This window comes from Streptomyces sp. NPDC007875 (assembly GCF_042868035.1).
Classification (GTDB): domain Bacteria; phylum Actinomycetota; class Actinomycetes; order Streptomycetales; family Streptomycetaceae; genus Streptomyces; species Streptomyces antimycoticus.
The window spans coordinates 121,471-143,773 of record NZ_JBIADZ010000022.1; the positions used below are offsets into that span (position 1 = coordinate 121,471).

Genomic DNA, 22,303 nt, shown 5'->3' on the forward strand with positions numbered 1-22,303 from the left:
GGCGCGATCCGACGTCGGACGTCCGCGCCCCGCGCCCGGGTCACGCCGGGCCGGCATCGCCGCCGCTCTCGCCGGTGGCGCTTTTTGCCACGAGTGGGCACGTCGGAGCGGGTCGCCTGGTGCCCGCGGGCTGGTCGGGACGAGACCCATGAGAGGCGACCGCGTCAGCGTTGGGTGGCGGCGGAGGTCGAGGTCGGGGTTCCGGGCGGTGAGGTGGGGGAGGGCCGGGTCGGAGTCCCCGTGTTGGACGAGGGGACCGAGGTGGCCGGAGGGGAGGTGCGGGGGTCGCGGGCGGGCGGGGCCGGGCGGTTGTCCTCGGGGGAGCCGGACAGCAGCAGGAAGGTCACGGCAGCTGCCGCTGCCGCCGCCACGGCGACGGCGGACACGACCCGCCGGATCCGCCGGGTGCCCCAGGCCGGGCCGGTGGGCGGCCGGTACGGGGACAGCTCGTGGGCGTCGATGAGCCGCGCACGGGCGTCGAGCGCGGCGCGCAACCGTTCCTCGACGGGTGGGGGAGTGCTCATCGGGCCGCCTCCAGCAGCTTTTCCAGAGTGACGAGCGCACGGCTCGCGGTCGACTTCACGGTGCCTCGGGAGACGCCCAGCGTTTCGGCTATCTGGGCCTCGGTCAGCTCCGACCAGTAGCGCAGCACCAGCACCTCGCGCTGGCGGGCGGTGAGTTCGGCCAGCGCGTCGAGGACCTGCCGGTGTTCCTCGGCGAGCAGCAGCGGCTCGTCCACGGGCGCTCCCGGCCCCTGGTACGGCGGGGTGTAGGCGCGCGCCGTACGCCGTCGGCGCAGCACCGAGCGGGCGGCGTTGACCACGGCGGTGTGCAGATAGGCGTGCGCGTCCTGGAGGCTGTCCAGCCGTGAGCCGTGCCGGCGGCAGACCGCGGCGAAGGCGTCCTGGACCACGTCCTCGGCGGTGTGCAGGTCGTCCACCAGGAAGACCGCCAGCCGGATCATGTCCAGCCGCCGGGCCTGGTACAGATCGGCCAGCGTGGGGCCGGGCTCCCCGTCGCCCCGGCCGCCCACCGGCCTCAGCGCCCGCTGCCGCCGCCCGGCGCGCCCCCGCTCCACCGGCGGCGTCGAGGCGGTCGTCCGGGCGCGGCGGAGCAGCCGGGTCCACCAGGGCAGGCCAAGAGTGAGCTGCATCGTCCTCGTTCACCTCATCGGTGGGGCGGGGCCGGCTCCGGAACCGGCCCCGCCCCATCCGTGGTTGCGGCTAGCGACCGGCCTTGGTGGGCGCGGGCTTGGTGGGCTCCGGTGCGCTGGTGGGCGGCTTGGTGGGCGCGGGCTTGGTCGGCTCGGGCGCGCTGGTGGGCGGCTCGGTGGGCGCCGGCTTGGTCGGCTCCGGCAGGCTGGTGGAGGGCGGGGTGGGCGCCGGCTTCGTGGGTTCGGGCTTGCTGGTGGGCGGCTCGGTGGGCGCGGGCTTGGTGGGCGCGGGCTTCGAGGTTGCCGCCGGGGCCGGCTTCGCCGGGCCGGAGTGGTCGCCGGTGGCCGCCTGAGCGGCGATGCCCCCGCCCACGATCAGGGCGATGCCGGCGGCCGACCCCAGGATCCAGGGGCGCAGACGGCGGTTGGGCTTCTTGGCACGGTCGTGCTGCATACGGAACGACTCCCGGAAGGATTGAGCGAACGCTGATGGGGAGGCGCGCCCCGAGGGCCCGAAGGACCCGTTCCGGAACCCGCCTTCACCCCACCAGACGTGCGGCCCCACCCGAGGTTGTCGCGCCCCGGAAAAAATTTCGCGACCGCGCTTCCGGGGGCCTGCGCCCCGTGTCCCCGAGCCGACGCTTCCGTGCCGCGAGTTGACGCCCGGCCCTGCCCTGAGCCGACCGTCCCCGTGCCCTGAGCTGACGTCACGTAACGGATCGATAACTACCGGAAACCGTGCAACCGTTCCCGCCCCTGGCGGGTCGTATCTGGCATCGGGCTTCCCGGGGAGGATCCGGGGGGATTGAGAGGAAGCCCTGTGGAGGGGGAGACGAGGGGCTCGGCCTTGGCCGAGCCCCTCGAAACGTCTCGCCCCGTGCCCCGGGACGACCGCGCATCGCACGCCTCAGAACGGCACCCCGCAGCGCAGCAGCACATTCGCGTACGGCCGCGCCTCCCCCGTACGCACCACGAGCCTTGCCCGTCCCGTCATCGTCTTGAGCTCCTCGTGCGGGACCAGATCCAGCGCGGGAGCCGGGAAGAGGCGGTCGAGCAGGGCGGTCGCCTCGGGGTTGTGGCCGCGTACCTCCCGCGCCGCCGTGGCCCGTTCGACCACCAGCTCGTCCAGCAGCCCGGTGAGCACCCGCTCGAACGACGGCACCCCGGCCGTGAAGGCGAGGTCCACCACGAACGGCCCGTCCGGTATCGGAAGGCCCGCGTCGCACACCATCACCGTGTCAGTGTGGCCCAACAGGGCGATGCCCGCGCTCAGATGGCGGTTGAGGATCCCGGATCGCTTCACAGTGCCGCCACCTCCCCGGCGCTCGGGAAGGACGCCTGCGCCCCGGCCCGTGTCACCGCGGCGGCGCCCACGCGCACCGCGAACCGGACCGCGGTCGGCAGGTCGTCGCCGACGCCGAGGCGCCAGGCGAGCGCGCCGGTGAAGGCGTCCCCGGCGCCCGTGGTGTCCACGGCCGTCACCGCGGGACTGGGCACCAGCACCGTACGGTCGCCGTCGGCGACCAGCGCGCCCTCGGCGCCCAGGGTCACCACGACCGAGCGCGGACCGCGCGACAGCAGGGCGTCGGCCCACTCCTCGGGGTCGTCCGAGGAGCCCACTGGGGCGTCGCTCAGCAGGAACCGCGCCTCGTGCTCGTTCACCACCAGCGGATCACAGGCGGCCAGCACATCGGTGGGCAGCGGCGCGGTCGGCGAGGGGTTGAGCACCACCCGCGGCCCGGGGCGGCCGCCGATGCCCGCGCTCGCCGTGCGGACCACCTCGGCGACCGTCTCCAGGGGGATCTCCAGTTGCAGCGAGACCACCCGCGCCGCGGCCAGCAGGCTTGCCGCGGCCCGGACGTCGCCGGGTGTCAGCCGGGCGTTGGCCCCTTGGGAGACCACGATGCTGTTGTCACCCGAGGGGTCCACCGTGATCAGCGCGACCCCGGTGGGCGCGCCGCCGACGAGGACCCCGACGGTGTCGACCCCGGCCGTCCGCTGCGAATCCAGCAGCAGCCGGCCGTAGTCGTCGTCGCCGACCCGGGCCAGCAGCGCCGTCCGGGCCCCCAGCCGGGCGGCGGCGACGGCCTGGTTGGCGCCCTTGCCGCCCGGGTGGACCGCGAGGTCGGACCCGAGGACGGTCTCGCCGGCCCCGGGGCGGCGGTCGACTCCGATCACCAGATCGGCGTTGGCCGACCCCACGACCAGCAGGTCGTAGTCGTGCATCCGCACGTCCTTTCGTTTGTCACTTCGCAGTGACGACCTTCACCGGTGTCACTTCGCAGTGACGACCTTCACCGGCACCTTCACCGTGCCGTCGATCTTCTGCCCCTTGGCCGCCTTGACGGCGTTGCGCACCACCATCCGGCCCAACTCCTTCGGCTGCTGGGCGACGGTCGCGGCGAGGGTGCCGTTCTCGACGGCCTTGAGCCCGTCCGGGGTGCCGTCGAAGCCGACGACGTCGACGGACTTGCCCGCCTTGGAGCCGAGCGCCTTGACCGCGCCGAGCGCCATCTCGTCGTTCTCGGCGAAGATCCCGTCGATGCCCGGGTGGCCCTGGAGCAGATTGGTGGTCACATCCAGTCCCTTGGCCCGGTCGAAGTCGGCGGTCTGCTTGCCGACGACCTTGATGTCCGGGTACGCCTTGAGTCCCTCCGCGAAGCCCTTACCGCGCTCACGCGAGGCGGAGGTGCCGGGGGTGCCCTGCAGCACCAGGATCGTGCCCTTCTTTCCGAGCCGCTCGGCGAGCGTCTTGGCGGCCAGCTTGCCGCCCGTGATGTTGTCCGAGGCCACCAGGGTCGCGATCTCGGCCTTGTTGACGCCACGGTCGGCGGCCAGCACCGGGATGCCCGCCTTGTCGGCGGCCCGGACGGACGGGCCCGCGGCATCGGAGTCGACCGGGTTGATGATGATCGACTTCATGTTCTGGCTGGTGAAGTTCTGGATCTGATTGGCCTGCTGGGAGGCGTCGTTCTGGGCGTCGGTGACCGTAAGGCTGACCCCGGCCCGCTTGGCCTCCTCCTGGGCGCCCGCCTTCAGCTGTACGAAGAAGGGGTTGTTGAGGGTGGAGACCGAGAGCCCGACCTTGGTGGACGCGCCCCCGGAGGAGCCGGAGCGCCAGACGGAGGCGCCGAGGGCGATGGCGGCGACGACCACGGCGGCCAGCGCGAACTTGCCCGCGTTGACGGCCTTCTTACGGCCGCCACCGGACGATCCGCCCGCCGCGGCCCCAGGCGCGCCCGGGGCGGCGCCGGCGCGCCGGCGCAGCGTGTCCAGCAGCACCGCGAGCGCGATGACCACACCGATGACGACCTGCTGCCAGAAGGGGGAGACCTCCAGCAGGTTGAGCCCGTTGCGCAGCACCGCGAGGATCAGCGCGCCGATGAGCGTGCCGGACGCCTTACCGACGCCACCGGACAGGCTCGCGCCGCCGATGACCACCGCGGCGATCGCGTCGAGCTCGTAGCCGACGGCCGCCTGCGGCTGGGCGGAGGACAGCCGGGAGGCGAGCACGATGCCCGCGACGGCCGCGAAGCCGCCGGAGAGCGCGTAGATGACCAGCTTCTGGCGGGTCACCCGGATCCCGGAGAGCCGGGCGGCCTCCTCGTTGCCGCCGATCGCGTACATCGCGCGGCCCGCGTACGTACGGCCCAGCACACCCGCGGTGATCAGCCCCATGCCGATCATCACGAGCACCGGGATGGGCAGCCAGCCGCCGATGGTGTCGCCCAGGCCGGACATCGAGTCGGGGATCGGTATCGGGCTGCCCTGGGAGATCACCAGGGCCAGGCCGCGGCCGATCGACAGCATCGCGAGCGTGGCGATGAACGGCGGCAGCTTCCCGAAGGAGACCAGCGCCCCGCTGACCAGACCGCAGGCGACACCGGTGGCGACGGCCAGGAGCGCCGCGAACCACACCGGCAGCCCCTGTGAGGTCGCCGACCAGGCGAGCACGGTGGCGGACAGCGCGGCCACCGAGCCGACCGACAGATCGATCCCCGCGGCGACGATGACGAAGGTGACGCCGAAGGCGAGGATCGCGGTGACCGCCGCCTGGACGCCGACGTTGAGGAGATTGCCGGTGGTGAGGAAGTCGCCGGAGAGCAGCGACATGGCCGCCACCAGCAGCACCAGGGCGCTCAGGGCGCCGTTGTCGAGCAGCACGCGGCGCAGCACCGCCGAGCCCCCGGGGTCCTTCGTAAGCGTGTCAGTGGCCACGGGAGCCCTCCTTTTCGTTGCCGCCGACTCCTTCGTCGGCGCCCTTGACGTCCTTCACTGCCAGGGCCATCACGGCGTCCTGGGTCGCTTCTTGCGCGGTCAGCTCGCCCGAGATCCGGCCCTGGGCCATGACCAGGACCCGGTCGCTCATCCCCAGCACCTCGGGCAGATCGCTGGAGATCATCAAAACGGCGTGGCCGGACGCGGTGAGTTCGTTGATGAGCTGGTAGATCTCGACCTTGGCGCCCACGTCGATACCGCGGGTCGGCTCGTCGAGGATCAGCACCTTGCTGTCGGCGAGCAGCCACTTGCCGATGACGACCTTCTGCTGGTTGCCGCCGGAGAGGGTGCGCACCCGCTGGTCGAGCCCGGCCATCCGGACGGCCAGCCGCTCGGCGACACCGGCCGCCGCGCTGCGCTGGGCGGCTCGGTCGACCAGCCCCGCGCGGGTGGCGGCGCGCAGCGTGACCAGGCCCAGGTTCTCCTGCACGGTGCCGTCCAGGACCAGGCCCTGGCCCTTACGGTCCTCGGGGACGAGGCCGATCCCGGCCCGCATGGCGGCCACCACGTCATGGCGGGCCAGCGGGCGGCCGAGCACCTCGACGGAGCCGGAGTCGTACGGGTCGGCGCCGAAGAGCGCCCGGACGACCTCCGTACGGCCCGCGCCGACCAGCCCGGCCAGGCCCACCACCTCCCCGGCGCGGACGTCGAAGCCGATGTCCTGGAAGCTGCCGTTCCGGGTGAGCCCCCGGACCTTGAGCAGGGGGTCGCCGGCGTCCGTGCGCTCCCGTGGGTACTGCTGCTCGATGGAGCGGCCCACCATCAGCCGCACCAGCTCGTCCTGCTCGGTGGTGGCCGGGACCTGGGTGACGCTGCGGCCGTCGCGCAGCACGGTGACGCGGTCGCCCAGGGCGGCGATCTCCTCCAGGTGATGGGTGATGAAGACGACGCCCACCCCGTCCGCGCGCAGCGTGCGCACGATCCGGAAGAGCTTGTCGACCTCCTCGGTGGTGAGCACGGCGGTTGGCTCGTCCATGATCAGGACGCGGGCGTCCAGGCTCAGCGCCTTGGCGATCTCCACCATCTGCAGCCGGGCGATGCCGAGGTCCCGGACGCGGGTCCGGGGCGCGACGTCCACCCCGACGCGGGCCAGCAGTTCGGCGGCGCGCTCGTCCATGGCCTTGCGGTCGATCATGCCGAAGCGGCGCGGCTGGCGGCCCAGGAAGATGTTCTCGGCCACGGTGAGGTCCGGGACGAGGTTGAACTCCTGGTAGATGGTGGCGATCCCGAGCCGCTCGGCGTCCTGCGCGCTGTTGATGCGCACCGGGCCGCCGTCGACCAGGATCCGGCCCCCGTCGGGGCGGTGCGCGCCGGAGAGCATCTTGATCAGCGTGGACTTGCCCGCGCCGTTCTCGCCCAGGAGGACGTGCACTTCGCCCCGGCGCAGATCGAAGTCCACCCCGTCCAGGGCGATCACCCCGGGGAAGGTCTTACGGACGCCCTCCATACGCAGCAGCTCCGCCCCGGCGGCACCCGTGGGCGTCCCGGTGTCGCCCGTGGGCGTCCCGGCGTCACCCGCGGACGGGCCCCCGGTGTTCGGGGTCTGGCTCATGGCTTGCTCCCTTCGGGCTCGCCGCACGAGCGGCGGGTGACCAGACGGGCGGACAGGGTCACCGACTCGGCGGGCCGCCCCTCGACGAGGTCGATCAGCGCGCGTACGGCGGCATGGCCGAGCGCTCCGGTCGGCTGGGCGACGGCGGTGATCGGTGGATCGGTGTGGACGAACCAGGGGATGTCGTCGAACGCGGCGAGCGCCACATCGTCCGGCACCCGCAGCCCCCGCGCGCGGACCTCGTCCATCGCGCCGAGCGCCATCAGGTTGTCCGCGGCGAAGATCGCGTCCGGGGGGTGCGGCAGATCGAGGAAGCGGGCGGTCGCCCGGCGGCCGCTGTCCGCCTGGAAGTCCCCCTGGCCGATGTGGTCCTCGGACAGCGCCAGACCGAACTCGCGCAGCGCGGAGCGGAAGGCGTCCACCCGTTCGCGGCCGGTCGTGGTGGCCGCCGGGCCCGCGATGATCGCGAGCCGGCGGTGTCCCAGGGCGCACAGATGGTCCACCAGATCGCGGATGGCGGCCCGCCCGTCGGTGCGGATCACCGGCACCGCGTCCAGGCCCTCGCCCTCGATCCAGCGGTCGACGAAGACCATGGGGGTGCCGGCGCGGGCGGCGGCCAGCATCATCGGGGAGCCGCCGTCGGTGGGGCTGACCAGCAGGCCGTCTATGCGGCGGTCCATGAGGGTGCGCACATGGTGGTCCTGCAGTTCGGGCCGCTCGTCGGCGTTGCCGATGATCACGCTGTAGTCCAGCTCGCGGGCGGCGTCCTCGACCGAGCGGGCCAGCTCGGTGAAGAAGGGATTCAGCACATCGCTGATGACCAGCCCCAGGGTCCGGGTCTGATCGGTGCGCAGCGAGCGGGCCACCGCGTTGGGGCGGTAGCCGAGGTCGGCGACCGCGGCGAGCACCCGTTCACGGGTGTCCAGGCGAACGGAGGGGTGGTCATTGAGCACCCGTGAGACCGTCGCGACGGAGACCCCGGCGCGCCGCGCCACGTCCTTGATGGCCGGCATCGTCCACCTCCTTGTGGAATCGATTACATGGATTGGAATCGATTACATCGACGGAGGCAAGGGGTCGGTCGCTGGTGAAACCGGATCGTGATATTCCGCTGTGGGATCCGCGGCCCCGTTCTTCCCCGAGGGGGCTGTCCACGGGCGTTGTCCACAGGCCCGAACCGCCTGTCGGCTCCCGGCGGTACGGTCGAGGCATGCTCAAACTCGCGGTGGTCGAAGGGGTCCTGGAGCGGATTACCTACGCCAATGAGGAGAACGGCTATACGGTCGCGCGGGTCGACACCGGCCGGGGCTCCGGCGATCTGCTGACCGTGGTCGGCTCGCTGCTGGGCGCCCAGCCGGGCGAGTCACTGCGGATGGAGGGCCGTTGGGGTTCCCATCCGCAATATGGCAAACAGTTCACCGTCGAGAACTACCAGACCGTCCTCCCCGCCACCGTCCAGGGCATCCGGCGCTATCTCGGCTCGGGGCTGATCAAGGGCATCGGCCCCCGGATCGCCGACCGGATCACCGAGCACTTCGGCGTCGACACCCTCGATGTCATCGAGGAGCGGCCCGAGCGGCTGGTCGAGGTCCCGGGCCTCGGCCCCAAGCGCACCAAGATGATCGCCGCCGCCTGGGAGGAGCAGAAGGCCATCAAGGAGGTCATGGTCTTCCTCCAGGGGGTGGGCGTCTCCACCTCCATCGCGGTGCGGATCTACAAGAAGTACGGCGACGCGTCGATTTCGGTCGTGAAGAACGAGCCGTACCGGCTGGCGGCCGACGTCTGGGGCATCGGCTTCCTCACCGCCGACAAGATCGCCCAGTCGGTCGGCATTCCCCATGACAGCCCCGATCGGGTGAAGGCCGGTCTGCAGTACGCGCTGTCCCAGTCCGCCGATCAGGGCCACTGCTATCTCCCCGAGGAGCAACTCATCTCGGACGCCGTGAAGTTGCTCCAGGTGGACACCGGTCTGGTCATCGACTGCCTGGGGGAGCTCGCGGCCGAGGACGAGGGCGTGGTGCGCGAGCCGGTCCCGGGCCCGGCGGACGGCGAGCCGGTCTCCGCGGTCTATCTGGTGCCCTTCCACCGCGCCGAGATCTCCCTCGCCGGTCAGCTGCTGCGGCTGCTGCGCACCCAGGAGGACCGGCTGCCCGCCTTCGGGGATGTGGACTGGGGCAAGGCGCTGAGCTGGCTGGCGGGCCGCACCGGCACCGATCTGGCGCCCGAGCAGAGCCAGGCGGTGCGGCTCGCGCTGACCGAGAAGGTGGCGGTGCTCACCGGCGGGCCGGGCTGCGGCAAGTCCTTCACCGTGCGGTCCGTGGTGGAGCTGGCCCGCGCCAAGAAGGCGAAGGTGGTGCTCGCGGCGCCCACCGGCCGGGCGGCCAAGCGGCTGTCCGAGCTGACCGGCGCCGAGGCGTCCACCGTCCACCGGCTGCTGGAGCTCAAGCCCGGCGGGGACGCGGCGTATGACAGGGACCGTCCGCTCGACGCGGATCTGGTGGTGGTCGACGAGGCGTCGATGCTCGATCTGCTGCTGGCCAACAAGCTGGTCAAGGCGGTCCCGCCCGGTGCCCATCTGCTCTTCGTCGGGGATGTGGACCAGCTGCCCAGCGTGGGCGCCGGGGAGGTGCTGCGCGACCTGCTGGCCCCCGGCAGCCCCGTCCCGGCGGTGCGGCTCACCCGGATCTTCCGCCAGGCCCAGCAGTCCGGTGTCGTCACCAACGCCCACCGGATCAACGAGGGGGTGCCTCCGGTCACCCAGGGCCTCTCGGATTTCTTTCTCTTCGTCGAGGACGACACCGAGGAGGCCGGGCGGCTCACGGTCGATGTCGCGGCCCGCCGCATCCCCGCCAAGTTCGGTCTCGACCCCCGCCGTGACGTGCAGGTTCTGGCCCCCATGCACCGCGGCCCGGCGGGCGCGGGCACGCTCAACGGACTGCTTCAGCAGGCCATCACCCCAGCCCGCCCGGACCTCGCGGAGCGCCGCTTCGGAGGCCGGGTCTTCCGGGTCGGCGACAAGGTGACCCAGATCCGTAACAATTATGAGAAAGGGGCCAACGGGGTCTTCAACGGCACGGTTGGCGTCGTCACCTCACTCGACACCGATGAGCAGCGGCTGACCGTCCGGACGGACGAGGACGAGGAGGTACCGTACGACTTCGACGAGCTGGACGAGCTGGCTCATGCCTATGCGGTGACCATCCACCGGTCACAGGGCAGTGAGTACCCGGCCGTCGTGATTCCGGTGACCACCGGGGCCTGGATGATGTTGCAGCGCAACCTCCTGTACACGGCGGTGACCCGTGCCAAGCGCCTTGTCGTGCTGGTCGGCTCGCGCCGCGCGCTGGGGCAAGCGGTGCGCACCGTCTCGGCGGGGAGGCGCTGTACCGCGCTGGATCACCGACTCGGCGGCGATGTGACAGCCGAGCGTGTCAAGAGGGTTTCCGAACGATGACGAACGGGGCAGGATGGCCGTGAAGGCGGCACTGAGTGCCGCCAAAAGGCTCTTCAGCCGACCCCGAGTGCACGTTCTCTACCCGAGTAGGGGAAGGTGGGGGGAGTCAGGGCACCTCGAAGAAGAGAACCAGACGTCGGTGAGGGATGACGTGAGCGACAACTCTGTAGTACTGCGGTACGGGGACGGCGAGTACACCTACCCGGTGGTCGACAGCACCGTCGGCGACAAGGGCTTCGATATCGGCAAGCTGCGTGCCCAGACCGGTCTGGTGACCCTGGATTCCGGTTACGGCAACACCGCCGCGTACAAATCCGCGATCACCTATCTGGACGGTGAGCAGGGCATCCTGCGCTACCGCGGCTACCCCATCGAGCAGCTGGCGGAGCGCGCCTCCTTCCTGGAGACCGCCTTCCTGCTGATCAACGGGGAGCTGCCGACCGTCGATGAACTGGCGGCCTTCCGTGGGGAGATCACCCGCCACACGCTCCTGCATGAAGACGTCAAGCGGTTCTACGACGGTTTCCCGCGGGACGCCCACCCGATGGCGATGCTGTCCTCCGTGGTCAGCGCGCTGTCGACCTTCTACCAGGACAGCCACAACCCCTTCGACGAGAAGCAGCGCAACCTCTCGACGATCCGGCTGCTGGCCAAGCTGCCGACCATTGCCGCTTATGCGTACAAGAAGTCGGTCGGCCACCCCTTTGTCTACCCGCGCAATGACCTGGGCTATGTCGAGAACTTCCTCCGGATGACCTTCTCGGTCCCCGCGCAGGAGTACGAGCTCGACCCGACCGTGGTCTCCGCGCTCGACAAGCTGCTGATTCTGCACGCCGACCACGAGCAGAACTGTTCGACCTCCACGGTCCGGCTGGTCGGCTCCTCGCAGGCCAATATGTTCGCCTCCATCTCGGCGGGCATCAACGCCCTGTGGGGCCCCCTGCACGGCGGCGCCAACCAGTCCGTGCTGGAGATGCTCGAGGGCATCCAGGCTTCGGGCGGCGACGTCGACACCTTCATCCGCAAGGTGAAGAACAAGGAAGACGGCGTGAAGCTCATGGGCTTCGGGCACCGCGTCTACAAGAACTTCGACCCCCGGGCGAAGATCATCAAGTCGGCGGCGCACGATGTCCTCTCCGCGCTCGGCAAGTCCGACGAGCTGCTCGACATCGCGCTCAAGCTGGAGGAGCACGCCCTCGCGGACGACTACTTCGTCGAGCGCAAGCTCTACCCGAACGTGGACTTCTACACCGGTCTGATCTACCGGGCGATGGGCTTCCCGACCGAGATGTTCACCGTGCTGTTCGCGCTCGGCCGGCTGCCGGGCTGGATCGCCCAGTGGCACGAGATGATCAAGGAGCCGGGCTCCCGCATCGGCCGCCCGCGCCAGATCTACACGGGCGTCGTCGAGCGCGACTTCGTCCCGGTCGAGGAGCGCTAAGGGCGCCTTGGAGCCTCAGGGCGCTCGGCCCCCTCGGGGACCTGACTGAAAGGGGTCGGATGCGGCAGCGCATCCGACCCCTTGGTTTCTTCTGGCCGGGGGCACCTCCCAGCGGTTGCTGGGGTACACCGAAGGGCGCCGAAGCGCATCCGGGTGCTTGGTCTTGCCGGCGAGTGAGCCGAAGGGGCGCGTCGCTGTCGAAAGGGAGAGCGCGCAGGCCCCTGAGGAACGAAGGGGCCGAGCACGGTCGACCGTCGACAGCGGCTAAAGCGCCCCGGAGGCGAACCGAACCTCAAAAAAGCAGAAGCGCCCCGCTTCCGATCCCCCCACGGGTCGGAGCGGGGCGCTTCCCTTGCCCCGGAGCGGATTCCCCCCACGGGATCCGGCCGGGCGTCTACGGGCCCTTGCGGGCCGTATGGTGACGCGATCCGCCGGGACGCGTACCTACGGGAGGGCCGCTCAAAGCTCCCCGAGTACGTCGTCCCGGCTACGCGTAGCGGGATGCGTCCCCCAAGACGAATCCCCACCGTCCCATTAGACTCGCGACCCCCCTCGATGGTTACGTTGGGTTGTCTGTGATCTGCGTCTCTTGCCATATGGGCCATAAAAGGGCAAGAGCCTCGATTTGAAGATCGAGGCTCTGCCGTATGGGTGTTGTGCGGCTTATGGGGACTTGGTGAATCTATGTGGACGCTGTGAAGGTCCGCAGTCGCAGACTGTTCGTCACCACGAACACGGACGAGAACGCCATGGCGGCTCCCGCGATCATAGGATTCAGCAGTCCGGCGGCCGCGAGCGGGAGCGCGGCGACGTTGTAGCCGAAGGCCCAGAAGAGGTTGCCCTTGATGGTGACGAGCGTCCGGCGCGCCAGCCGGATCGCGTCCGCCGCCACCCGCAGGTCGCCCCGGACCAGTGTCAGATCCCCGGACTCGATGGCCGCGTCCGTGCCCGTGCCCATCGCGAGCCCGAGGTCGGCGGTGGCGAGGGCGGCCGCGTCGTTGACCCCGTCGCCCACCATGGCGACCGTACGGCCCTCGTCCTGCAGCCGCTTCACGACGTCCACCTTGTCCTGGGGCAGTACCTCGGCGATGACGTCGTCGATGCCGACCTCGCGGGCCACCGCCTCGGCGACGAGCCTGTTGTCGCCGGTCAGCAGTACCGGGGTGAGGCCGAGGGCTCGTAGCTGAGCGACCGCCTCGGCGCTGGTCTCCTTGATGGCGTCGGCCACCAGGAGGATGCCGCGCGCCTTACCGTCCCAGGCCACCGCGACCGCCGTCTGCCCCTCCGACTCGGCCGCCGCTTTGGCGGCCGCCAGGTCCTCGGGCAGTTCGATGGCCCATGCGCCGAGCAGCTTCTCGCGGCCGACCAGGACCGCGTGCCCGTCCACCGTGCCCTGGACGCCGAGGCCGGGCTCGGACCGGAAGTCCGCGGGCGTCGGGAGGTCGCCGATCCGCTCGGCCGCGCCGTCCGCGATGGCGCGCGCGATCGGGTGCTCCGAGGCGTGCTCCAGGGCGCCCGCGAGCCGCAGCAGCTCTTCCTCGTCCACACCGGGCGCCGTGACGGTCCCGCGCAGCCGCATCTGCCCGGCCGTCACCGTGCCGGTCTTGTCCAGGACGACGGTGTCCACCCGGCGGGTCGACTCCAGCACCTCCGGCCCCTTGATCAGGATGCCCAGCTGGGCGCCGCGGCCGGTGCCGACCATGAGCGCGGTCGGGGTGGCCAGGCCCAGGGCGCAGGGGCAGGCGATGATCAGGACGGCCACGGCCGCGGTGAAGGCGGCGGCCGTCTCGCCCGTGGTGAGCAGCCAGCCCAGCAGGGTGCCGACGGCGATCAGCAGCACGATCGGCACGAAGATCCCCGAGACCCGGTCGGCGAGCCGCTGTACCTCGGCCTTGCCGTTCTGCGCGTCCTCGACCAGCTTGGCCATGCGGGACAGCTGGGTGTCCGCGCCCACGCGGTTGGCCTCGACCACGATCCGGCCGGCCATGTTGACGGTCGCGCCCGCCACCGCGTCGCCGACCACCACGTCCACCGGCACCGATTCGCCGGTCAGCATCGAGACGTCCACGGCGGAGGAACCCTCGACCACCGTGCCGTCGGTGGCGATCTTCTCGCCGGGGCGCACCACGAAGCGGTCGCCGACCGCCAGCTCGCCGACGGGGATCCGCACCTCATGCCCGGCCCGTCGCCCATCACCGCCCTCAACGGGGAGCGCTTCGCGCTCGCCCCCCTCGTACCGCAGCACGGCCACGTCCTTGGCGCCGAGCTCCAGGAGCGCGCGCAACGCCGCGCCCGCCCGCCGCTTGGACTTCGCCTCCAGGAAGCGGCCCAGCAGGATGAGGGTGGTCACCCCGGCGGCCGCCTCCAGATAGATCGAGGACGACCCGTCGGCCCGGGAGACGGTGAGATCGAAGCCGTGGCGCATTCCCTGCATGCCCGCGTCGCCGAAGAACAGCGCCCACAGGGACCAGCCAAGGGCCGCGAGAGTGCCGATGGAGACCAGGGTGTCCATGGTGGCCGCGCCGTGCCGGGCGCCGGTCCAGGCGGCCTTGTGGAAGGGCGCGCCGCCCCAGACGACGACGGGCGCGGCGAGGGTGAGCGAGAGCCACTGCCAGTTGTCGAACTGCAGCGACGGCACCATCGCCAGCACCACGACGGGCAGGGACAGGGCGAGGGAGACGAGCATGCGGTGGCGCAGGGGGTCCGGTCCGGCCTCGCCGGGCGGGTCGGCCTCCGGTGCGCCGGCCTCCCCGGGGTTGCGGGGCTCGGGCACGGCGGGGCGCGGTTCCTCGGCGGTGTACCCGGTTTTGACGACGGTGGCGATCAGGTCGGCGACCTCGATCCCCGCGCCGTAGGACACCTTGGCCTTCTCGGTGGCGAAGTTCACCGTGGCGGTGACGCCGTCGAGGCGGTTGAGCTTCTTCTCGATGCGCGCGGCGCAGGACGCACAGGTCATACCGCCGATGGCGAGCTGGACCTGCGAGGGCCCGCTGGTCGTCGCCGTGGTGTCGGCGGCGGCCCGGGCGGGGGGTGCCGTGCTGGTCATGTCTGGTCTCCTGGGAGGAGGGCCGGGCCGTACGGCGACTGTATGAGCAGGGCGGTACGGTCCGGCGGAGGTTTGGTGGCGGCTCGCTCAGGCCGCCCGGCCGGTGAGCTCGTAGCCCGCCTCGTCCACGGCGGCGCGGACGGTCTCGTCGTCCAGCGGAGCGGCCGAGATCACGGTGACCTGGCCGGTGGACGAGGCGGCCTTGACGGAGGTGACGCCGTCGAGGGCGCCGATCTCCTCGGCGACGGCGCCTTCGCAGTGGCCGCAGGTCATACCGGTCACCTGGTAGACGGTGGTGACAGCCTCGGAGCTCATGGGGTTTCTCCTGTGTGGGGTGAGCGTGACGGTCGGTGCGCAGGAGGCACCGGAATGCCTCAGCGTCTCCTGACGCTCCCCACTTTATACCCCTAGGGGGTATCGATGGAAGCCGATGGTGCGCCGGTCCGTGACGGGTGGGTTGCGCCGGCGCGCACTCTTCCCCGGTCCGGGCGGGGTGAGGGGTGGGGGAGAGGGGGTGGCGCGGGGGTCAGGGGCGGGCGCCGACTCCCTCGGTGCCGAGCACCGGGGCGAGATAGCCGTACAGAGCGGTCTTCAATTCCGCGACGTACGCCTCCCGTTCGGCGCCCTCATGGCCGAGGATCAGCGTCAGTCCGGCCTTGAACAGGGCGAACGCCATGGTGGTGGTGTGGGCGCGGCGCTCGGGGGAGAGGCCGGGATTGCGGACGCCGATCAGCTCGCTGATGCGTTCCTGGATCGAGTCGTGCAGTTCGGCGTGTTCTTCGAGGAGCCGGCCCGGTGTGTCGGAGGACTGGATCAGGGCCAGGAAGACCGGATTCGCGCAATTGAACTCGATCATCGGGTCGAGGACCGTGTCGAGCAGTTCGCGGAGGGGCAGTCCGGCGTTCTCGGGCGTGAAGACCGTCCCGTGGGTCTCCATCATCCGGCGGTTGAGGCGCTCGCCGAGCTCGACGGCGATGGCCTCCTTGTTCGGGAAGAACTGGTACAGCGTGCCGGGGGAGACCCCGGCCTCGCGGGCGATGGCGTTGGTGCTCGCCGAGGTGTAGCCGGTGCGGCAGAAGACATGGGCGGCGGCGTCGAGCAGCTGCTGGATCCGGCGCTCACCGCGCGCCTGCCTGCGGCGCGGCTTCGCCGTTTCGTCGCGCTGATCCGCCTTGCTCTCGCTCACCTGTTTTCCCCGGCTCTCCGTGTTCGATTGACAAACACGAGCGCCCGCTCGCATTCTTGAGAAACGCGAGCGGTCGCTCGTGTTTACCGCCCATGGTAATCAGCGACCCGTGCTGCCTACGGACGTGTGGGTGGCGGCATGGGGCACAGGTGAAGGGGACACCGCGCCATGACCGATGTCAACCGCCCACCCGGGGACCGGATCGGAGGGTGGACGCGCCTGGTCACCGCGCGGCCGCGGCTGTCCCTCCTGATCGCCCTGCTCTTCACGGCGCTGGCCGTCGTGGCCGGGAGCGGGGTCGCCGACCGGCTGGGAAGCGGCGGCTGGGAGGACCCGGCGGCCGAGTCCTCGTATGCCACCAAGGCACTGGAGAAGCGCTTCCCCGCCTCCCAGCCCAATCTGATCCTGCTCGTCGACAGCGGTGGCAGGACCGTGGACGATCCGGCCGTCGCCGCCGAGGCCCGGGCCCTCGCCAAGAAGCTCTCGGACGAGCAGGCGGTCACCGGTGTCACCTCGTACTGGGCCACCGGCGCGCCCTCGCTGCGGGCCCGTGACCGGGGCGAGGCGATCATCGCCGCGCGGATCGTGGGCGACGAGTCCACCGCCGGCAAGACGCTGGAGCGCATAGCGCCCCATTACCGGGGCGCCCATGGCCCGGTCGAGGTGTCGGTCGGCGGGATGGTCGCGGTCCGCCATGAGCTGCAGACCACCATCCAGGAGGATCTGCTGCGGGCCGAGATGATCGCCCTGCCCATCACCCTGGTGCTGCTCGTCATGGTCTTCGGCAGCGCCGTGGCCGCCCTGCTTCCGCTCGGCGTCGGCATCATCGCCATCCTCGGCACCGACGCGGTGCTGCGCGGGCTCACCGAGTTCACCGATGTCTCGGTCTTCGCGCAGAACCTGACCACCGCGCTCGGCCTCGGACTCGCCATCGACTATGCCCTGTTCATCGTGCGCCGCTTCCGGGAAGAGCTGGCCCAGGGCGCGGAGAAGCTGCCCGCCGTCGCGACCACGCTGCGCACCGCCGGGCGCACCGTGCTCTTCTCGGCGCTGACCGTCGCCGCCTCGCTCGCCGCCATGCTCGTCTTCCCGCAGTACTTCCTGCGCTCCTTCGCCTATGCGGGGATCGCGGTGGTGCTGATCGCCGCCACCGCAGCCCTGGTGGTCCTGCCCGCGACGCTCATCCTCCTGGGGGACCGGGTCAACGCACTGGACCTCACCCGGCTGCTGCGCCGCGGCCGCCCGGCCCGCGGGGGTGGGTCCGGAGCGGGCTGGGCGAGGCTCGCCCGCCTGGTGATGCGGCGCGCCCCGCTGTTCGCGCTGGCCACCGTCGCCGGTCTGGTCGCGCTCGGGCTGCCGTTCCTGAGGGTGGAGTTCGGCACCGCGGACGACCGCCAGCTCCCATCGAGCGCCGAGTCCCATGTAGTGCAGCAGCACATCCGGGAGGGGTTCCCCGGCGGTCCCGGGGGCGCGGTGGAGGTCCTCGCCGAGGGCGGGACCGGCACCAAGGCCCTCGCCGACTACAGCGCCAAGGTCTCCGCCCTCCCTCAGGTGCTGCGGGTGGACGGCCCGGCGGGCCGGTTCGCGGACGGGCGGCGAGTGGCCGAGCCGGGGCCGGCGGAGGCGGCGCGTCTGGCCGGTGGCTCGGCCGACATCACCGTGCTGCCCAAGGGCGAGGCCGTGGACGCCGCCAGCCAGGACCTGGTGCGGACGATCCGTGCCCAGGAGTCGCCATTCACCACCTCGGTCACCGGCACCGCCGCCGTCCTGGTGGACACCAAGGACTCCATAGGCGACCGGCTGCCCTGGGCCGCCGGCATCATCGTCGCCGTCACCCTGCTGCTGGTCTTCCTGCTCACCGGAAGCGTGCTGATACCGATTCAGGCGGTGCTGCTCAACGCGCTCAGTCTGACCGCGATGTTCGGCGCGGTGGTGTGGGTCTTCCAGGACGGGCATCTGTCCGGTCCGCTCTCCTTCACCACCTCCGGCGATATCGAGACCACCCTGCCCGTCCTGATGTTCTGCGTCGCCTTCGGGCTCTCCATGGACTACGGGGTCTTTCTGCTCTCCCGGATCAAGGAGGAGTACGACCGCACCGGAGACCATCAGGCGGCGGTCGAGTTCGGACTGCGGCGCACCGGCGGCTTGATCACGGCGGCAGCGCTGATCCTCGCCGTGGTGATGGTGGGCATCGGCACCTCGCGGGTCACCAACACCAAGATGCTGGGGCTGGGGATCGCCCTGGCCGTGTTGATGGACGCGATGGTGGTGCGCGGTCTGCTGGTGCCGGCGGTGATGAAGCTGACCGGCCGGGCCACCTGGTGGGCCCCTGGCCCGCTGCGCCGACTGCACACCCGGTTCGGGCTGAGCGAGGGGGAGTCCGCTCCCGCCGGAAGCCGTACGGACGCCGGGACCGGCACCGGCACCGGCACCGGCACCGGCACGGATGCCGCCACCGGCAGCGACGCCGACGGCCGGTGCGGGGGCAAGGGCGGGTCTCGCGGCCATAAGGGGTCTCACGGCAAGGACGGGTCTCACGGTGAGGACGGGCTGCGCGGAGAGGCGGACACGGCGCGGGACCGGGTGAGCACGGGCCGCCGCTAGCGGATCACGGGAATACGGCACCGCGGCGCCGCTAATCCTTGGCGTCCCGCCGGGCGCGGCGGTTGCCAGGTCTGCGGGCCACCCAGGAGCGGATCGTATCCGCGTACCAGTACGGTTTGCCGCCCTCCACCAGATCGGGGGGCGGCAGCAGGCCGTGCTTCCGGTAGGACCGCACGGTGTCGGTCTGCACACTGATATGCGCGGCGATCTCCTTGTAGGACCACAGCCTCCGGTCGGTCATCTCTTATGCCCTTCCGCAGGTCGTCGCGGCCACGGCCCAGTGGGGTCGTCGGGGGAGCCGCGGCGCGCCTGCTCACGCTCCATCAGCCTGTGCCCGGGTCAACGACGCTGAGTGACGGTCGGCCAGGGGCTGTTGAGCACCTGTGACGTAGACGTGTGGAGATGTGACGGCTGTGACGCACGAGTGACGCACCGGACGATGGCCCCGCTGTCATGGCGACAGCGGACCGGCCGCGTGGAAACGGCCGGTCCGCTGGGCGTCAGCTGGTGAGGCGTCAGCTGTAGAAGGCGGGGCGCTCGATCATCTCGACGGCCGTGCGCTCACCCGTGGCCTGGGCCCGGACCCCGGCCTCGCTGACGGCGGTCGCGGCGTAGCCGTCCCAGGTGCTGGGGCCCTCGACCTCCCCGCGCCGGGTGGCGTTGACCCACGCCTGAACCTCACGGTCGTACGCCTCCTCGAAGCGGGCCACGAAGTCGGGGGCGATCTCCCCGCCCCAGGTGCCGGGCCGGTTGACCAGCATGCCGTGGGCGTCGCCGACGCGGGCGGTGCCCCGTTCGCAGACCGCCTCCGCCTGGACCTGGTAGCCGAAGCCGCAGGTGGCGAAGATCTCCACATTGACGATCGCACCACCGGTGGTCTCGAAGACCACCAGCTGGGGGTCGCTGAGCGGCTCGGGGGACAGCGAGCTGGGGGTCGGCTTGAGCACGGTGACCGCGGCGATCTCCTGCTCCAGCAGCCAGCGCGACTGGTCCATCTCATGCACCACCGAGTCGGTGATCATCATCTCGTTGGTGAAGTACGAGTGCACCGAGGCGTTGCGGTGGCGGCAGTGCAGCAGCAGCGGGCGGCCCAGCTCGCCACCGGCCAGCAGCGCCTTGAGCTTCATGAACTCGGTGTCGTAGCGGCGCATGAAGCCCACCTGGACCCGGCGGTGGCCGAGCTTCTGCTCGGCCTCCAGCACCCGCAGCGCGGACGCGGAGTCCGGGGTGAGCGGCTTCTCGCACAGCACCGGCAGATCGCGCTCGAACGCGCTGAGCAGTGCGGCCTCGTGCGCGGGTCCCGGCGAGGCGATCAGCACCGCGTCCACGCCGGGGGCGGCCATCGCGGCGGCCGGGTCGGTGAACGCCTGACAGCCGTCGGCGGTGTCGGCGACCGCCTTCGCCCGCGCCTCGTCGATGTCGACCACGGCGGCCACCCGGGCGCCGCTGATCACCTCGTTGATGCGGCGGACATGGTCGGCGCCCATCTTGCCGGTCCCGATGACGGCGACCCCGAGCGTTCCCTGCTGCGTCATAGGCTGATCTCTCTTCTCTCTCTGCTCTCTGGACGGTTCGACGGCCCGTGGGGGCGAAGGGAGGTCAGGCGCCGCAGGAGCGCAGGAAGCGCCGGGTGCGCTCGGCGATGGGGAAGGGCTGGTCGGGCGGGCAGGGGTACATGTCCTGCTCGACGATGGCGAACAGGTCCACATCCAGCCTCTGGGCCGCGCTCAGGACCGGTCCCAGCTCCGGAACGCCGTTCGGCGGTTCGCACATGACCCCGCGCTGCACGGCGGGGCCGAACGGCACCTCGTTCTTGACCACATCGGCGAGGATCTCCGGATCGACCTGCTTGAGGTGGAGATAGCCGATGCGCTCGCCGTAGGTCTCGATCAGCTTGACGCTGTCGCCGCCGCAGTAGGCGTAGTGGCCGGTGTCCAGGCAGAGGTTGACCAGATCGGAGTCGGTGGCGTCCAGGAAACGGGCCACGTTCTCCTCGGTGTCGATATGGGTGTCGGCATGCGGGTGGACGACGATGTCGAGCCCGAAGCGCTCCCGCACCTCACGGCCGAGCCGCTCCATCCCGGTGGACAGATGGCGCCACTGCTCGGCGGTGAGCGTCGGGGGCTCGATCAGCTCGGCGGTCTTGTCGTCACGCCAGAAGGAGGGGATGACCACCAGGTGCTTGGCGTTCATCGCCCGGGTCAGCTCGGCCACCTGGGAGACATGCTCCCAGGTGGCGTCCCAGACCTCGGGGCCCCGATGCAGCGAGGTGAAGATGGTGCCCGCCGATACGGTGAGGCCGCGCCGGCCGGTCTCCTCGGTGAGCCGGGCCGCGTCGGTCGGCAGATAGCCGTACGGCCCCAGCTCGATCCACTGGTAGCCGGCCTCCGTGACCTCGTCGAGGAAGCGCTGCCAAGGGACCTGCTGGTCGTCGTCGGGGAACCACACGCCCCAGGAGTCGGGGGCCGAGCCGACCCGGATGCGGTCCAGGGCGGGTGCGGGGGAGGCGTCGGCAGTCATGGCAGAGGGTCTCCTCGGTGTGCTGGGGTGCCCGCGTCGTACTGTTTTGGGCAGCTTCACCGGCCGGGCGGGCGGCCGTCAAGAGTTCGTCAGGACATTCGGACGTCTTGTCAGGGGAAGGACATCCGGAGGATGGCGTCCTGTCAGGGGGGAAGGCGTTCGGTCAGGCGGAAGGGGCGGTCACCTCCTCGGGCAGCTCATCCACATCGACCCCGCGGACTTGGGCCAGCTCATGCTTGAGTGCGGCCAGTTCGGCGCCGCCGGCCATGTGGTTGGTGAGCTCTTCGAGGCTGACGTCCTCGCGCGCCGCGTTCAGCTCCAGGGCGCCGAGCCTCAGCACCGCGAAGTGATCGCCGACCATATAGGCGTGGTGCGGGTTGTGGGTGATGAAGATGACGCCGAGCCCGCGCTCGCGCGCCGCCGCGATGTACTTGAGCACGACACCGGACTGCTTGACGCCGAGCGCCGCGGTCGGCTCGTCCAGGATCAGCACCCGGGCGCCGAAGTGGACCGCCCGGGCGATCGCCACGGACTGGCGCTGGCCGCCGGAGAGGGTGCCGATGGGCTGTTCGAGGTTGTCGAGGTGGATGCCCATGGCGGACAGCTCCTCGTCGGTGATCTTCTTCATCCGCTGGATGTCCAGCCGGCGCACCGGCCAGGGGCCGCGGGTCAGCTCGGAGCCGAGGAAGAAGTTCCGCCATACCGGCATCAGCGGCACGGTGGCCAGGTCCTGGTAGACGGTGGCGATGCCCAGCTTCAGGGCGTCACGCGGGTTGTTCAGTTGTACCGGCTCGCCGTCGACGAGATACTCGCCCTCGTCGTGCTGGTGCAGCCCCGAGATGATTTTGATCAGGGTGGACTTACCGGCGCCGTTGTCGCCGAGCACGCAGGTCACCCGGCCCGGCCGGACGGCCAGGTCGATGCCCTCCAGGGCGCGGACGTTCCCGTAGAGCTTGCCCACGCCCCGCAGCCGGACCACCGGCTCATCGGCCGGTGCGGCTCCGGTGGCGCTGGTGGGGCTGGCGGGGTTGGCGGTGCTGTCCTTGGGGTCCTTCGTTGCCATTTCCGA

At 71.1% G+C, this 22,303-nt stretch carries 18 protein-coding genes; 3 read left to right on the forward strand and 15 right to left on the reverse strand.

Features of this window, described 5'->3' with window-relative positions:
* Window positions 1–164 precede the first annotated feature (164 nt).
* The 8 genes from ACFYOY_RS35260 to ACFYOY_RS35295 form a co-directional block, all read right to left on the reverse strand.
* Window positions 165–524 (reverse strand): hypothetical protein, encoded by a 360-nt coding sequence (locus ACFYOY_RS35260; protein WP_351888898.1) that lies wholly within the window; start codon window positions 522–524, stop codon window positions 165–167.
* Window positions 521–1,153, reverse strand: coding sequence for a SigE family RNA polymerase sigma factor (locus ACFYOY_RS35265; RefSeq protein WP_388591515.1), 633 nt, complete (start codon window positions 1,151–1,153; stop codon window positions 521–523). Before ACFYOY_RS35265 ends, ACFYOY_RS35260 begins: the two co-directional genes overlap by 4 nt.
* Window positions 1,154–1,223: 70 nt before the next feature.
* Window positions 1,224–1,607 (reverse strand): hypothetical protein, encoded by a 384-nt coding sequence (locus tag ACFYOY_RS35270; protein WP_388591516.1) that lies wholly within the window; start codon window positions 1,605–1,607, stop codon window positions 1,224–1,226.
* Window positions 1,608–2,060: 453 nt separating this feature from the next.
* Window positions 2,061–2,456: a D-ribose pyranase gene (gene rbsD / locus ACFYOY_RS35275; RefSeq protein WP_351888879.1), complete on the reverse strand. Its 396-nt coding sequence runs from the start codon at window positions 2,454–2,456 to the stop codon at window positions 2,061–2,063.
* Window positions 2,453–3,379 (reverse strand): ribokinase, encoded by a 927-nt coding sequence (gene rbsK, locus ACFYOY_RS35280; RefSeq protein ID WP_351888874.1) that lies wholly within the window; start codon window positions 3,377–3,379, stop codon window positions 2,453–2,455. Before rbsK ends, rbsD begins: the two co-directional genes overlap by 4 nt.
* 48 nt (window positions 3,380–3,427) lie before the next feature.
* Window positions 3,428–5,371, reverse strand: coding sequence for a substrate-binding domain-containing protein (locus tag ACFYOY_RS35285; protein WP_351888868.1), 1,944 nt, complete (start codon window positions 5,369–5,371; stop codon window positions 3,428–3,430).
* Window positions 5,361–6,878: a sugar ABC transporter ATP-binding protein gene (locus ACFYOY_RS35290; protein WP_351889940.1), complete on the reverse strand. Its 1,518-nt coding sequence runs from the start codon at window positions 6,876–6,878 to the stop codon at window positions 5,361–5,363. Before ACFYOY_RS35290 ends, ACFYOY_RS35285 begins: the two co-directional genes overlap by 11 nt.
* A gap of 101 nt (window positions 6,879–6,979) precedes the next feature.
* Window positions 6,980–7,996 (reverse strand): LacI family DNA-binding transcriptional regulator, encoded by a 1,017-nt coding sequence (locus tag ACFYOY_RS35295; protein ID WP_351888861.1) that lies wholly within the window; start codon window positions 7,994–7,996, stop codon window positions 6,980–6,982.
* A gap of 197 nt (window positions 7,997–8,193) precedes the next feature.
* Between ACFYOY_RS35295 and ACFYOY_RS35300 the strand changes: the two genes are divergently transcribed.
* Together ACFYOY_RS35300 and ACFYOY_RS35305 are read left to right on the forward strand one after the other, a co-directional pair.
* Complete coding sequence (locus ACFYOY_RS35300; protein WP_351888854.1) at window positions 8,194–10,437, forward strand: ATP-dependent RecD-like DNA helicase; 2,244 nt, start codon at window positions 8,194–8,196, stop codon at window positions 10,435–10,437.
* Between the two features lie 151 nt (window positions 10,438–10,588).
* Window positions 10,589–11,878: a citrate synthase gene (locus ACFYOY_RS35305; protein ID WP_059142131.1), complete on the forward strand. Its 1,290-nt coding sequence runs from the start codon at window positions 10,589–10,591 to the stop codon at window positions 11,876–11,878.
* A gap of 682 nt (window positions 11,879–12,560) precedes the next feature.
* Here ACFYOY_RS35305 and ACFYOY_RS35310 read toward each other — a convergent pair.
* The 3 genes from ACFYOY_RS35310 to ACFYOY_RS35320 form a co-directional block, all read right to left on the reverse strand.
* Window positions 12,561–14,924: a heavy metal translocating P-type ATPase gene (locus ACFYOY_RS35310; RefSeq protein WP_388591520.1), complete on the reverse strand. Its 2,364-nt coding sequence runs from the start codon at window positions 14,922–14,924 to the stop codon at window positions 12,561–12,563.
* Window positions 14,925–15,011: 87 nt separating this feature from the next.
* Window positions 15,012–15,239, reverse strand: a complete 228-nt coding sequence (locus ACFYOY_RS35315; protein ID WP_351888840.1) for a cation transporter — start codon at window positions 15,237–15,239, stop codon at window positions 15,012–15,014.
* Window positions 15,240–15,450: 211 nt separating this feature from the next.
* On the reverse strand, window positions 15,451–16,110 hold the full coding sequence (locus tag ACFYOY_RS35320) for a TetR/AcrR family transcriptional regulator (RefSeq protein ID WP_351888833.1): 660 nt from the start codon (window positions 16,108–16,110) through the stop codon (window positions 15,451–15,453).
* A 168-nt stretch (window positions 16,111–16,278) separates the two neighbouring features.
* On the opposite strand from ACFYOY_RS35320, the gene ACFYOY_RS35325 reads away from it, so the two are divergent.
* Window positions 16,279–18,714, forward strand: a complete 2,436-nt coding sequence (locus ACFYOY_RS35325) for an MMPL family transporter (protein WP_388591522.1) — start codon at window positions 16,279–16,281, stop codon at window positions 18,712–18,714.
* A gap of 31 nt (window positions 18,715–18,745) precedes the next feature.
* On the opposite strand, the gene ACFYOY_RS35330 is transcribed toward ACFYOY_RS35325, so the two are convergent.
* From ACFYOY_RS35330 to ACFYOY_RS35345, 4 genes are all read right to left on the reverse strand, one after another.
* Complete coding sequence (locus tag ACFYOY_RS35330) at window positions 18,746–18,955, reverse strand: MerR family transcriptional regulator (protein ID WP_351888819.1); 210 nt, start codon at window positions 18,953–18,955, stop codon at window positions 18,746–18,748.
* A 274-nt stretch (window positions 18,956–19,229) separates the two neighbouring features.
* Window positions 19,230–20,249, reverse strand: a complete 1,020-nt coding sequence (locus ACFYOY_RS35335) for a Gfo/Idh/MocA family oxidoreductase (protein WP_351888815.1) — start codon at window positions 20,247–20,249, stop codon at window positions 19,230–19,232.
* 64 nt (window positions 20,250–20,313) lie between these two features.
* Window positions 20,314–21,234: a sugar phosphate isomerase/epimerase gene (locus ACFYOY_RS35340; protein ID WP_351888810.1), complete on the reverse strand. Its 921-nt coding sequence runs from the start codon at window positions 21,232–21,234 to the stop codon at window positions 20,314–20,316.
* 163 nt (window positions 21,235–21,397) lie between these two features.
* Window positions 21,398–22,297 carry an ATP-binding cassette domain-containing protein gene (locus tag ACFYOY_RS35345; protein WP_351888804.1) on the reverse strand — a complete coding sequence of 300 codons (900 nt, stop codon included), beginning with the start codon at window positions 22,295–22,297 and terminating at the stop codon, window positions 21,398–21,400.
* Window positions 22,298–22,303: the final 6 nt, after the last annotated feature.

Excerpts from the sequence above, each read along its gene's own strand:
- rbsK (WP_351888874.1), bottom strand. The coding sequence starts at position 3,379 with ATGCACGACTACGACCTGCTGGTCGTGGGGTCGGCCAACGCCGATCTG.
- ACFYOY_RS35265 (WP_388591515.1), bottom strand. The coding sequence starts at position 1,153 with ATGCAGCTCACTCTTGGCCTGCCCTGGTGGACCCGGCTGCTCCGCCGC.
- ACFYOY_RS35260 (WP_351888898.1), bottom strand. The coding sequence starts at position 524 with ATGAGCACTCCCCCACCCGTCGAGGAACGGTTGCGCGCCGCGCTCGAC.
- ACFYOY_RS35330 (WP_351888819.1), bottom strand. The coding sequence starts at position 18,955 with ATGACCGACCGGAGGCTGTGGTCCTACAAGGAGATCGCCGCGCATATC.
- ACFYOY_RS35310 (WP_388591520.1), bottom strand. The coding sequence starts at position 14,924 with ATGACCAGCACGGCACCCCCCGCCCGGGCCGCCGCCGACACCACGGCG.
- ACFYOY_RS35335 (WP_351888815.1), bottom strand. The coding sequence starts at position 20,249 with ATGACGCAGCAGGGAACGCTCGGGGTCGCCGTCATCGGGACCGGCAAG.
- ACFYOY_RS35300 (WP_351888854.1), top strand. The coding sequence starts at position 8,194 with ATGCTCAAACTCGCGGTGGTCGAAGGGGTCCTGGAGCGGATTACCTAC.
- ACFYOY_RS35325 (WP_388591522.1), top strand. The coding sequence starts at position 16,279 with ATGACCGATGTCAACCGCCCACCCGGGGACCGGATCGGAGGGTGGACG.
- ACFYOY_RS35345 (WP_351888804.1), bottom strand. The coding sequence starts at position 22,297 with ATGGCAACGAAGGACCCCAAGGACAGCACCGCCAACCCCGCCAGCCCC.
- ACFYOY_RS35315 (WP_351888840.1), bottom strand. The coding sequence starts at position 15,239 with ATGAGCTCCGAGGCTGTCACCACCGTCTACCAGGTGACCGGTATGACC.
- ACFYOY_RS35295 (WP_351888861.1), bottom strand. The coding sequence starts at position 7,996 with ATGCCGGCCATCAAGGACGTGGCGCGGCGCGCCGGGGTCTCCGTCGCG.
- ACFYOY_RS35270 (WP_388591516.1), bottom strand. The coding sequence starts at position 1,607 with ATGCAGCACGACCGTGCCAAGAAGCCCAACCGCCGTCTGCGCCCCTGG.
- ACFYOY_RS35340 (WP_351888810.1), bottom strand. The coding sequence starts at position 21,234 with ATGACTGCCGACGCCTCCCCCGCACCCGCCCTGGACCGCATCCGGGTC.
- ACFYOY_RS35290 (WP_351889940.1), bottom strand. The coding sequence starts at position 6,878 with ATGGAGGGCGTCCGTAAGACCTTCCCCGGGGTGATCGCCCTGGACGGG.